Annotated in this window: 12 protein-coding genes; 5 read left to right on the top strand and 7 right to left on the bottom strand. The window is 42.1% G+C overall.

What is annotated here, in order from left to right:
* On the bottom strand, window positions 1–486 hold a 486-nt coding region (locus L634_RS31865; RefSeq protein ID WP_034263320.1), incomplete at its 3' end, for an aldehyde dehydrogenase family protein.
* Between the two features lie 215 nt (window positions 487–701).
* Here L634_RS31865 and L634_RS0126890 point away from each other — a divergent pair.
* A complete protein-coding gene (locus tag L634_RS0126890; protein ID WP_034263318.1) occupies window positions 702–2123 on the top strand; it encodes a sigma-54 interaction domain-containing protein in 1422 nt (473 codons plus the stop codon).
* A 254-nt stretch (window positions 2124–2377) separates the two neighbouring features.
* On the opposite strand, the gene L634_RS0126885 is transcribed toward L634_RS0126890, so the two are convergent.
* The 3 genes from L634_RS0126885 to yugI form a co-directional block, all read right to left on the bottom strand.
* A complete protein-coding gene (locus L634_RS0126885) occupies window positions 2378–2743 on the bottom strand; it encodes a group I truncated hemoglobin (protein ID WP_026585079.1) in 366 nt (121 codons plus the stop codon).
* Between the two features lie 150 nt (window positions 2744–2893).
* On the bottom strand, window positions 2894–4321 hold the full coding sequence (nhaC, locus tag L634_RS0126875; RefSeq protein ID WP_034263316.1) for a Na+/H+ antiporter NhaC: 1428 nt from the start codon (window positions 4319–4321) through the stop codon (window positions 2894–2896).
* A 234-nt stretch (window positions 4322–4555) separates the two neighbouring features.
* Entirely contained in the window at window positions 4556–4954 is a 399-nt protein-coding gene (gene yugI / locus L634_RS0126870) for a S1 domain-containing post-transcriptional regulator GSP13 (protein ID WP_026585077.1), read from the bottom strand.
* Between the two features lie 262 nt (window positions 4955–5216).
* Between yugI and L634_RS0126865 the strand changes: the two genes are divergently transcribed.
* On the top strand, window positions 5217–5579 hold the full coding sequence (locus tag L634_RS0126865) for a helix-turn-helix domain-containing protein (protein ID WP_026585076.1): 363 nt from the start codon (window positions 5217–5219) through the stop codon (window positions 5577–5579).
* Between the two features lie 112 nt (window positions 5580–5691).
* Here L634_RS0126865 and L634_RS0126860 read toward each other — a convergent pair whose 3' ends face one another.
* Window positions 5692–6867 (bottom strand): aminotransferase, encoded by a 1176-nt coding sequence (locus L634_RS0126860; protein ID WP_026585075.1) that lies wholly within the window; start codon window positions 6865–6867, stop codon window positions 5692–5694.
* On the bottom strand, window positions 6867–7370 hold the full coding sequence (locus tag L634_RS0126855) for an Lrp/AsnC family transcriptional regulator (protein WP_026585074.1): 504 nt from the start codon (window positions 7368–7370) through the stop codon (window positions 6867–6869). Before L634_RS0126855 ends, L634_RS0126860 begins: the two co-directional genes overlap by 1 nt.
* A 218-nt stretch (window positions 7371–7588) precedes the next feature.
* Between L634_RS0126855 and L634_RS0126850 the strand changes: the two genes are divergently transcribed.
* Window positions 7589–8437 carry an alpha/beta fold hydrolase gene (locus tag L634_RS0126850; RefSeq protein WP_026585073.1) on the top strand — a complete coding sequence of 283 codons (849 nt, stop codon included), beginning with the start codon at window positions 7589–7591 and terminating at the stop codon, window positions 8435–8437.
* Window positions 8438–8490: 53 nt separating this feature from the next.
* Here L634_RS0126850 and L634_RS0126845 read toward each other — a convergent pair whose 3' ends face one another.
* The gene (locus L634_RS0126845; protein WP_026585072.1) at window positions 8491–8751 is read right to left on the bottom strand and encodes a DUF1871 family protein; all 261 of its coding nucleotides are present in this window, start codon (window positions 8749–8751) and stop codon (window positions 8491–8493) included.
* Window positions 8752–8860: 109 nt separating this feature from the next.
* Here L634_RS0126845 and L634_RS0126840 point away from each other — a divergent pair, with 109 nt between their 5' ends.
* Window positions 8861–10033 carry a MalY/PatB family protein gene (locus tag L634_RS0126840; protein WP_026585071.1) on the top strand — a complete coding sequence of 391 codons (1173 nt, stop codon included), beginning with the start codon at window positions 8861–8863 and terminating at the stop codon, window positions 10031–10033.
* 347 nt (window positions 10034–10380) lie between these two features.
* The coding region (locus L634_RS31860; RefSeq protein WP_034263314.1) for a transposase at window positions 10381–10607 on the top strand (227 nt) is incomplete at its 3' end.

Here is a 10607-nt window from a genome sequence, read left to right as displayed (position 1 = left end):
ATTCGGACGGCTGTTCACAGGAACACCGTCTTTGATTCTTAGTATTTGGCGTGCATAGTACTCAAGGAAGTCAATGGCTTCCGCAGTATCAGCATCTGCCTCATTCCAAGGCTTTCCTGCTTCCTTTGTTAAAAGGGCAGAAAACTCATGCTTGCGGCGGCGGATAATCGCAGCAGCTTTGAACAGNACATCTGCGCGTGTTTCCGGCTTTACTTTTCTCCACGTTTTGAATGCTTCCACAGCAGCCTGCATCGCTTTCTCGGCAAGCTCGCGGTTTGCCTTCGAAACACGGCCAACCACTTCTTCTTTATTAGAAGGATTGATTGATACGATTTTATCTTCTGTGGAGATTCTCTCTCCGCCAATTAACAAGTCATAGTCTTGGCCTAAATAGCTTTCGACTGTTTTTAATCCCTGTAAGTATGCTTCGCGGTTTTCTTCTGTTTTAAAGTTTGTGAAAGGTTCATGTTTGTACGGCTGTACCATGATTCCATCCCCCTTAAGTCAAATTTCTTTTCCGCTATTTTATAATGCAAGAACTGTGCCAACTTTAAAAAGCTGATAAATAGGCGTTTTCATTTTAAAATAGCAAAATATTTTTGCACACAAACAGAGGATGCATATCTCAAGGTGCAAATTTCCATTGCACTATTTTGATTTACTTTATACTATTAAGTAAAATACAGGATAAGGAGATCATAATGACCCATCGTGAATTCAAACAGCTGCAATTAAAAAATAAGATTTTTCAGCGGATTTTAGACGAAATCAATGTCGGCGTCCATGTCGTGGATGAAGAGGGAAAGACGATTATCTACAATAAAAAAATGGCTGAGATTGAAGGCATGAACTATGAAGATGTCTTGGACAAGAATTTGCTGGATGTCTTTTCTTTTCATCAAAACGAAGACAGTACACTCCTTCAGGCCCTGCAAAAGGGCAGAAATATTAAAAATGCCAAACAAACCTACTTTAACAACAAAGGACAGGAAATTACCACAATCAATAACACCTTCCCTCTCATCGAGGAGGATGTGCAAATTGGTGCGATGGAAATTGCCCGAGATGTAACAAAGCTTGAAAAGCTGATCAGGGAGAACATGAACAAGCGTGGAGATACACGGTATACTTTTGACAGCATTATCGGCAGCAGCGATGAAATCCGGGAAGTGATTGAAGCAAGCAAAAGAGCGACCAGGACTAGCTCGTCTGTATTAATTATCGGGGAAACTGGAACCGGTAAAGAGCTGTTTGCCCAAAGCATTCATAACGGCAGCAGCCGCTCTTCTAAACCATTTATCTCGCAAAACTGTGCGGCGCTGCCTGACAGCTTAATAGAAGGCCTTTTGTTCGGAACAAAAAAAGGCGCCTTTACCGGCTCGATTGAACGCCCGGGATTATTTGAACAGGCGGATGGAGGAACCCTCCTCCTGGATGAAATCAACTCTCTCAATCCGTCCCTCCAAGCAAAGCTTCTAAGAGTGTTGCAGGAAAAAACGGTCCGTCGGGTTGGCGATACAAAAGATCGGACCGTAGATGTTAGAATCATAGCCACAATTAACGAGGATCCGATCGATGCCATCTCAGAGGGCAGGCTGCGGAAGGATTTATACTATCGGCTAAGTGTCGTATCCCTCTTTATACCGCCTTTGCGTGAACGACGGAAAGATATCCGGGACCTTGCACAGTTTTTTATTGAAAAATATAACCAGCTCTTCGGAATGAATGTCGGAGTAATTGATGAAGAAGTAATGAATAAATTTGAGCAATATGAATGGCCAGGAAATGTGCGTGAATTGGAGCACATCATTGAAGGCGCCATGAATCTGATTGACCAGGAAGAGGCTATCAGCTATGTGCACCTGCCGCTTCATTTCAGGAACAAACCCCAGTTCAAGGAGGAACCGAATGATGCCGGCCACATGGATGACCTGCTTATCCAGAAAAACAAGCCCATTAAACCGCTGGAACAATATATTCAGGAAGCCGAGACGTATTATCTAAAAAAAGTACTCAAGCATCACGGCAATAACATAACCCAAGCCGCAAAATCTCTTGGCATGAGCCGGCAAAACCTGCAATACCGGCTTCGGAAATATGGAGTTAAGAAGGAAAATAGCTAAAATAAGGAATTCTATTAAAATTTCTCTTAAATTCATATAATTAGTCGAGATTTAGGCTTAATAAAATTGAATTGTGTGAGCTGAGGAGGCAGCATGGGATCAGACAGGCAAAACCTTTTTTGCCCATAATTTAAATTATGGGCGGACGTTAATTTGCGGATATAATCCATTTTCGCGGTTAAAAAGGATATCATTCATTAATAATCCAGACCTTTTTAACCATAGAACAAATAAAAGCTCCCCTCAAGGAGCTTTTATTTATATAGAATATCATCACGAAGCGCTGAAACTCGTGTCAGTGCTTCGTCAATATCCTTTCCGCTTACACCGAAATGGGCAAGTGCATCATGAAGGTGGCTGGCAATGGCATCAAAATGTTCCGGCTGCAGGTTCATGCCTTCATGCGCTTTGGCCATGGAGTTGCCTGAGTATTGATTAGGTCCTCCCAGCGCATAGCTTATGAACTTGGATTGATGCCGTTTCTGTTTTGCCATATCAGTATGTTCAAAGAATTTGTTGACGGTCGGATCCTTCAGCACTAGCTCCTCATAGAAATAATCGACCACCTTCTCAATAGCTTCTCCGCCGCCGACTCTTTCATAAAGTGTTTGCTCTGACATAAATGTCACTCCTTTCGACAAATTGTAGTGTTTGACTAAATTCATTTCTCTATTCATAAATTTTACAGTGCTGTTTCTGATTTCCTTTTCCCCAAGAACTTTTTAATAACCCTAAAAATGAAAAAAGGCTCCTTACCCGGAGCCTTTTCATTAAGATGCCTTCTGATCATTTGCTTCCATTTCTTTTCTCTCTTTATCACTCATAAAAGTGATTTTATAGCCAATCATCGCAAAGATAATGGCCAGAATAGGCACCGAGAAATTCAAGATTGCATATGGTGCGTATTCAAATGGATGTACCGCCAGAGTTGACATGATAAACACCGCACATGTATTCCATGGTACAAATACAGATGTTACTGTCCCTCCATCCTCAAGTGCACGGGAGAGATTTTTCGATTGCAGGTTTTTATCTTTATAAGCCTGCGCATACATCCTTCCAGGCAATAAGATGGATATGTATTGCTCTGCTGCAGCAATATTTGTGAAAAAGGATGATAAAACTGTTGTAGCCACTAGGCTGCGGGCTGAACGTGCAAGCTTCAGAATCTGATCGACAATTGCTTTTAGCATTCCTGTCTGTTCCATTACACCGCCAAAGGTCATGGCAACTATAGTCAATGAAACAGTGTACATCATATCATCGATGCCGCCTCTGTTAAAAAGTTCATCCACAAGGCTATTTCCGCTTTCAATCGAAAAGCCGCCTTGCAGGGTATTTACAGCATCCCCAACAGAGCCGCCTTGAACGAAAATATGGCAGAGCCAGCCAAGGAGAACTCCAGCAGCCAAAGCAGGAAGAGCCGGAACTTTTTTTGCCACCAGGAAAATAACTAGTACAGGGACAAGCAAAAGCCAAGGAGAAATGGAGAAGCTCTCAGAAAGCACCGTCATTATCTCTGTTATATTTTCATTGTTTAAATCGCTGCCCCCAAACTGCCTGCCCATAATCCAATAAGCAATTACTGCAATCAAAAGAGCAGGGATCGTAGTGTAAAACATATGGCGGATATGTTCAAACAAGTCAGTCCCTGTGATCCCTGCAGCCAAGTTGGTTGTATCGGATAGCGGCGACATTTTATCTCCAAAATAAGCACCAGAAATAATGGCGCCTGCCACCATCGGAGCTGGAATGCCCATGCTGATCCCAATCCCCATGCCTGCGACACCGATCGTTCCCATCGTAGACCATGAGCTTCCAATTGCCAAGGTAACAATGGCACTAATAATGCAAATGGAGACAAGGAACATGGAAGGAGAAATAAGTTTTAGCCCATAGTAAATCATTGTCGCGACAATGCCGCCGCCAATCCATGAACCAATGGTCAAACCAACCATAATAATAATCAAAATGGCTGGAAGAGCCAGTCTTATCCCCTTATAAAAACCTTCTTCAATATCATTCCATTTAAAACCGCAGTGCCATGCAATGAAAGCGGATACAATTGTACCTGTAATTAAAGGCACATGAGGGCTTCCCTCAAATTTTACAATCGTGACAGCCATAACAGCAATCATTACCAACAACGGCAGAACAGCCATCCAAAACGGAATCTTCTTCTCTGTCTTTTCTCCCATATAGGTCCCTCCTTTTAAAATAAACCCCTTCTGAGTATCCTTTGCAAGATTAATGCCAAAACATAAAATTAGGCTACTTTTCTGAATTTTTATGTTAAAAAAGTCTCTTTATATGTGTTTCTATGCCTTTCAGACTGCAAAATAATTTGTCGAGCGCACGCTCATTTTGCGGGCGATAGCAAGCAATTTTTGCACTAAATTTAAAAACCGGGCAAAAGCCCGGCTTCCCTTGTATTACTTCTTGATAAGGTCCTCGCGCTGGGACTGTTCAATCCACTCTTGAAGCTTATCTTTAAGTGTGTTGAATCCTTGTGCAGATTCGTCTTCCATTTTGATTGGCGCCGCCTGGCGTTTACGAGGCTTTCTAGCTTTTGCTTCTGCTTGTGGCGCTTCTTCAGTTGCGCGGATTGATAATCCGATTTTTCCTGCTTCTTCATCAACTGATAGAACTTTTACTTTTACCTCATCGCCCACTTTAAGATGTTCGTTAATATCTTTGACAAATCCGTGAGTTACTTCGGAGATGTGAACTAATCCTTGTGTATTCTCATCCAATGCTACGAACGCACCGTATGGCTGAATACCTGTTACCTTTCCTGTAATAACACTGCCTACTTCGATTTTCTCTGACATGAAAACACTCCTAATTAAATTCAAATTTTATCTCTTTATACGCAATAAAAAATTATATCATAACTTAGACAGAATATCAAAAGCCAAATAGGAGCGATTTTCCACCATTTTTTACCGTGTTAATCTTCTTCAGTATTTCCTATTTTTATGGACAATTTATGAAAGGATGTTAACGGAATGTTCACGAAGAGCTGACATCAGGTTCACTTCCACATGATAAACTATTAATAGGATAAAAATGAAAAAATAGGGGTGATGGATCATGTCGAACATCGGAAATAATATAAAAATGTGCAGGGAGCGAGCCAATATGACCCAGCAGCAGCTTGCCTTAAAAGTAAGGGTTGGAACTGGCACTATTGCAAAATATGAAAACGGTGACCAAATTCCTGATACACAAACTGTTTTGAAAATTTCCACAGCACTGGATATACCGGCTTCAGAGCTGCTGGAACAGGAACTTCAGACAAGCCAGGCAGGAATTGACTATGAAATTGAACAGCTTGTACGGGAAATTGGCATAAAAAAAGCAAAGCTCATTCTAAGGAAAGCAAAGGAATTTAGCGAAGAGGATTTTCTCCGGGTGATGCAAATGCTTTATGAAATTAAATATCCGGCTAAATAATTCTAAGAATTGAAGTATAAAAAAGAAGAATACTGGATAGCCTTATAGCATAAGGCTTTCTAGTATTCCCCCCCTTTTTGAAGTTGACAATCTGTAATGGATTGTCCTTTTTTTATGCCTTCTGGCTTCGTTCAAGAAAACGTCCAATCCGTTTGATGGCTTCCTGGAGCTGTTCCATGGATGATGCATAGGAGCAGCGCACATGGCCTTCCCCGCTTTCACCAAAAATATTGCCTGGCACAACTGCAACTTTTTCCTCCAGCAACAGCTTTTCTGCAAATGCTTCTGAAGATAGGCCGGTACTTTCAATAGACGGGAACGCATAAAATGCTCCGCCCGGCACATGGCACGTTAACCCTATATCATTAAGGGACTGAACGAAATAATTGCGCCTGCGCCTATAGCTTTTTTTCATATCTTCAACATCTGTTCTGCCTGTTTTCAAAGCTTCCAGTGCAGCAAACTGTGCCATAGTCGGTGCACACATCATCGCATACTGATGGATTTTCAGCATCGCCTGTGAGATTTGTTCTGGTGCGCATACAAATCCCAGTCTCCAGCCTGTCATTGCAAATCCCTTTGAAAATCCTGATATTAATATGGTTCTTTCCCTCATCCCGTTAATAGCCGCAAAACTCGTATATTCACCTTCATACGCCAGCTCAGCATAAATCTCATCTGAAAGGACAAGCAAATCATGTTTCTCTGCGATTTTAGCAATGCCCTCAAGCTCCCCTTTGCTTAGCATTGTGCCCGTCGGATTATTTGGAGAGCATAACATGATCGCTTTTGTCCTGCTTGTGATTGCGTTTTGGAGCTGTTCCGGCTGGATTTTAAACCCTTTCTCCTTTAGTGTCTGCACCTGTACCGGCACCCCTCCGGCAAGGGCTACTAACGGAACATAAGATACAAAGCTCGGTTCGATGACAATTACCTCATCGCCCGGATCCAGGATAGCCCGTAAGGCAATATCCAATGCCTGGCTGGCACCGACTGTAACAATAATTTCTTTTTCAGCAGAATAAGAGACACGGAAGCTTTTCTTCATATAACCTGCAATTTCTTCCCGAAGCTCTACCAGGCCAGCGTTTGCCGTGTATGAGGTGTACCCCTGCTCAAGGGAGAGGATGGCTGCCTCCCTAACAGACCAAGGCGTTATGAAATCAGGTTCCCCCACCCCCAGAGAGATAACACCTTCCATCCCTGCGGCAAGATCAAAAAATCGGCGGATTCCAGATGGCTTCAGATCTTCAACAGTTCTCGAAAGATAGGTTTTCGTATTGTTCATTACGGAGACACCACAATTCGTTTATCATCTTCATTTTGCTCAAAGATCGTTCCATCGTGCTTATATTTCTTTAATATAAAATGGGTTGTCGTTGATAGAACCGAATCAAGCGTGGATAACTTTTCGGAAACAAATCGGGCTACCTCATTCATTGAACGCCCTTCGATGATCACTGAAAGATCATATGCACCTGACATTAAATAAACAGATCTTACCTCTTTAAAGCGATAAATTCTTTGTGCAACTTCATCAAATCCTACTCCTCGTTTAGGGGCAACCTTAACATCGATCATGGCTGTAACGCCTTCATGGCCGTCCACCTTTGACCAATCAATCACTGATGAGTATCGAACAAGAACCTTTAATTCCTCAAGCCTATCTAAGGCTTCATTCGTTTCTTCAACACTTAATCCTGCCATCTTGGCAATGTCTTCAACCGGGATTCTCGCACTATTGTTTTCTAAAATTTCCAAAACCTCAATTTGCTTTTCTGTTAATTTCATTTTTGCCGCTCCCAACCTTTTAGTGATTTACTCTATAAAATAGTTACATTATAGCAAAAACTGCTCAAAATAATATGTCACTTTCATTATTTTTTTTTATTTATAAATTCATATGTGTCAGGATTGGAATTGAGGGAAAAATAAAGGGACGCATTAATGATGAAGTGACCGGCGACCGCCGTAATCACTGATATAAAAATACAAGGAGGGAAAAGCAAATGGAAGAGGCGACGTTCTCAGGAATAGAGCCTATTAACGGAACGGATGTTTACTATGAGTATTACAAGCACGAATCATCCAGGGAAACATTGGTCCTGCTGCACGGCTTCTTATCATCCACCTTTAGCTATCGCAGGCTAATTCCTTTATTGAAGACACAATTCAATGTGGTTTCGATGGATTTGCCTCCCTTCGGCAAAAGCGGGAAGTCCAGGCAGTTTGTTTACTCATACAAAAATCTGGCCAAAACCGTCATTCAATTATCGGAAAAACTGGGTTTTGAAAAAGTTACCTTGGTTGGCCATTCGATGGGGGGACAGATTGTTTTATATGTCGCCCATTCAAAGCCTGATCTCGTAGACCAGGCAGTCTTATTATGCAGCTCCGGATATATGAAAAGGATGAAGCCCCATATGATCTTTTCCAGCTACATCCCCTTCTTTCATTTGTATGTAAAATTATATCTTCAGCGATCTGGGGTTAAGCAGAACTTGAAAAATGTCGTCCATGACCATTCCATGATTGATGACGAAATGCTCTTTGGATACTTGTCTCCATTTTTGGAAGATGATATTTTCCGGGCATTGACAAGAATGATTCGCGACCGGGAAGGCGATTTGCCGCCGGCTGCCTTGAAAAAGATCGAAACCCCCTGCCTTTTAATTTGGGGAGAGCATGATAGGGTCGTTCCGCTTCATATTGGGAAACGCCTGAATAAAGATTTGCAGAATTCCAAACTGGTTGTAATAAACGATACCGGGCACCTCGTTCCTGAAGAACGGCCGGAAGATGTGTTAAAGCATATAAAAAGTTTTAAGAAAAGTGCCGGGGTTCGGGAAAGTGTTTAGCGGAAAATAAAAAAACGGCATGCCTTAACAGCAGCCGTTTTTCTGCAATTGCACTATATTGTGCAAGAACCATTATGTTTGATTTCAAGAAGCCGGGCTGAAATTTCCTTGCATTTCTCCAAAGGAATGATTTCCTCAAAAGAAAATTCATATATGGATTGAATTTTTCTGGCCAGCTTATCCCGATCATCAAGATCATGGACTGCCTGTACTGAATCAGCAATTTCTGTATCGTAATTGCCTGATCCAACTCCAAATGGATCCCATTGGTCAAGAGTGTGGACAAGCAAAAGGTTTGTTTGCTGTATTTCCATATTATCACCTATTATTATTCGGCTGTGAAGCCGCTTTGTTTTAATTTTTGGTATCAATATCATATCATAGAGTCAGGATACATAAAAGAATCATAAAGGCGGTGACAGTATGAACCAATTTAATTTTCATCAAAAAATCAATCGTGAAAATACTGCTTCTGTTAAATGGGGGATGACTAAGCAGGTTTTCGGCACAACAGATGTTTTGCCTATGTGGGTCGCTGATATGGACTTTCAGCCTCCCGAAGAAGTAAAGAAAGCTCTTGAAGAAAGACTGGATCACGGCATCTTTGGCTATACATATGCACCTGACTCTACTGCTGAAGCAATTGGACAATGGCTTTTGAATCGCCATGGATGGAAGATTGAAAATGACTGGATCCTGTACAGCACTGGAGTAGTACCATCTATTGCCACTGCTATCCAGGCTTTTACCGAAAAAAATGATAAGGTAATGCTGCAATCTCCAGTATATACACCATTTTTCGAAATGATTAAAAAGAATGGCCGCACAGTTGTGAATTCCCCGTTGAAGCTTGAGGATGGGCGCTATGAAATTGATTTTGCCGATTTTGAAAGCAAGCTTAAAGAAGGCGGCGTGAAACTATTCCTGCTCTGCAATCCGCACAATCCAGGCGGAAGAATGTGGACAGAGGAAGAGCTTCGGCAGATCGGGGAATTGTGTTTGAAACATGACTGCACGATCCTATCGGATGAAATCCACTCCGATTTGATTTTTAAAGGGAATAAGCATATTCCGATTGCTTCATTGGATGAGCGATTCGCTGATATTACGGTCACCTGCATTGCCCCAACGAAAACCTGGAACCTTGCAGGCATCCAGGCATCCGCTGCCATTATCAGCAATGAACAATTAAAGAAAGCTTTTCAGGAGGAACAGGGCAAGCAAGGCTTTTTCACTCTGTCTGCCTTTGGAATCATCGGAATGGAAGCAGCCTATCGCCATGGCGAAAAATGGCTTGATGGATTAATGGATTACCTCGAGGAAAACAAAACAACAGCCGCCAAGTTTATAAAAAAAGAATTGCCCGGCATCTCCATGGTCGAGCCTGATAGCACCTATCTCTTATGGCTTGATTGCCGCGCGCTTGGTTTAAGTGATGCTGAATTGAGGAACCGTCTCCTCGAAAAAGGGAAACTTGCATTGGAGCCAGGCCCAAAATACGGCCCCGGCGGCGAAGGGTTTGTCCGCATGAATATCGCCTGCCCGCATGAAGTATTGGTTGATGGTCTCGAGAGGCTGAAGAGAGCTTTGGGGTGAGGGAGAGCACGGCTGGGGCCGTGCTTTTTTATATTTGACGACCTTTTTGTACCGCCTGGTTTGATTTGTGGCTTCATGATCCTTTCATGGCGACCTTTTTGCTCCGGCAGGCTTGATTTGTGGCTTCATGACCCCTTCATGACGACCTTTTTGCTATCGCCGGCTTGATTTGTGGCTTCATGACCCCTTCATGACGACCTTTTTGCTCCGGATAGTTTGATTTACGGCCTCATGAACCCTTCATGGGATTAAGTCCATATAATTGTGTAAAAAGAAAAAGGGTTCATTTTATTCACTCTTGGCTACAATGTTTTCAGCGACGATAAACAATGAAAAGAGGAATAAAAATGACCCAATTACAGTTTAACCTAGATTTGGAACTTTTAAAAGAATCTGTATTAAAATCGAATATTGATGCAGTTGTTAGATCAGCCATTGTTTTGGTATTGAACGAGTTTATGGAAAAAGAGAGAGATGATTATTTAAACGCAGCTGCCTATGAACGCTCTGTATCGCGTCGTGACTATCGTAACGGTTACTATGAACGTGAGTTAATCATGAGTATTGGCAAAAT

This window comes from Bacillus sp. J33 (genome assembly GCF_000518885.1).
GTDB lineage: Bacteria > Bacillota > Bacilli > Bacillales > Cytobacillaceae > Cytobacillus.
This window is presented reverse-complemented; position numbering and strand designations above follow the sequence as displayed.

Coding starts and splice junctions, on each gene's coding strand:
- L634_RS0126890 (WP_034263318.1), top strand. CDS start 702: ATGACCCATCGTGAATTCAAACAGCTGCAATTAAAAAATAAGATTTTT.
- L634_RS0126885 (WP_026585079.1), bottom strand. CDS start 2,743: ATGTCAGAGCAAACACTTTATGAAAGAGTCGGCGGCGGAGAAGCTATT.
- nhaC (WP_034263316.1), bottom strand. CDS start 4,321: ATGGGAGAAAAGACAGAGAAGAAGATTCCGTTTTGGATGGCTGTTCTG.
- yugI (WP_026585077.1), bottom strand. CDS start 4,954: ATGTCAGAGAAAATCGAAGTAGGCAGTGTTATTACAGGAAAGGTAACA.
- L634_RS0126865 (WP_026585076.1), top strand. CDS start 5,217: ATGTCGAACATCGGAAATAATATAAAAATGTGCAGGGAGCGAGCCAAT.
- L634_RS0126860 (WP_026585075.1), bottom strand. CDS start 6,867: ATGAACAATACGAAAACCTATCTTTCGAGAACTGTTGAAGATCTGAAG.
- L634_RS0126855 (WP_026585074.1), bottom strand. CDS start 7,370: ATGAAATTAACAGAAAAGCAAATTGAGGTTTTGGAAATTTTAGAAAAC.
- L634_RS0126850 (WP_026585073.1), top strand. CDS start 7,589: ATGGAAGAGGCGACGTTCTCAGGAATAGAGCCTATTAACGGAACGGAT.
- L634_RS0126845 (WP_026585072.1), bottom strand. CDS start 8,751: ATGGAAATACAGCAAACAAACCTTTTGCTTGTCCACACTCTTGACCAA.
- L634_RS0126840 (WP_026585071.1), top strand. CDS start 8,861: ATGAACCAATTTAATTTTCATCAAAAAATCAATCGTGAAAATACTGCT.